Genomic DNA, 914 nt, shown 5'->3' with positions numbered 1-914 from the left:
TATGGAATAATTGTGGGAACGAAAACATGGGATGACGTGACAGACCCGGTTCACTTAAAGCTAAAAGGGCAGTCTTATATAAATTCGCAGGAGTTTCCACAAAAACTGGAACTGACTGCTGTTGATTTGTCCAATATCAATATCGACATCGATGCACTGCGAATAGGGTGCATGGCAACCGTAATCAGCCCGTTTCACGAACTGGGTGCAGCGTATTTTCTTTCCAGCAAAACGAGTCACTTAGATGCGCCGGAAGAGGACAGCGTATCCCTGGGAGCAGAAATAGATACATTCACCGGGAAGACTGCAAAACGGCAGCAGGACACTGAAAATCAGATAAGCAAAGTAGAGCAGGAAGCGCGCGAGAGTATCGTCAATATCGGTAAGACGATAACTGGGACAAAAGGCGGCTATGTCGTCTTGGATACGTTTGACGATTCCGGGAAATTGGTGGACCCGTGGCAGTTGTTAATTATGGACCGTCCAGACAAGACCCAGGCAGTAAATGTCATCCGAATGAATCAAGGGGGGATTGCCTTTTCGACGTCCGGCTATAATGGGCCGTATAAATCAGCCTGGGATATTAACGGTCAGTTTGTAGCCGATTTTATTCGGGCAGGAACCATGCTGGCTGACCGGATCCGGGGAGGCACATTACAACTTGGCGGACAATCAAACCAGAATGGAGTGCTGAAAATTTTAAATGCTTCCGGGCAGCAGATAGGCATATGGGATAAAGACGGGATACGAATGAGTTCCGGGCCGTCACAGGTGAACTTCACTTCGCTGCAAAGCGGAAGCGCGATTGAACTAATAGGAAACGTTATTTATGGAACTGGCCGGCCGGATAAATCGCGGGCAACCATAGATTCCCTGCGGATAAAAATGTACAGCGACAGAGACGACGTAAACAG

The 914-nt window shown here is 48.0% G+C and carries 1 protein-coding gene; it reads left to right on the top strand.

Translation table 11 applies throughout. From position 1 onward, the window contains the following. A partial coding sequence (locus CLOSYM_RS22925) for a hypothetical protein (RefSeq protein WP_021640760.1) occupies nt 1–914 on the top strand: 914 nt, incomplete at both ends.

Source organism: [Clostridium] symbiosum ATCC 14940 (assembly GCF_000466485.1).
GTDB lineage: Bacteria > Bacillota > Clostridia > Lachnospirales > Lachnospiraceae > Otoolea > Otoolea symbiosa.
The sequence above is the reverse complement of the archived record's forward strand: the minus strand, read 5'-3'. Positions and strand labels throughout refer to the sequence as shown.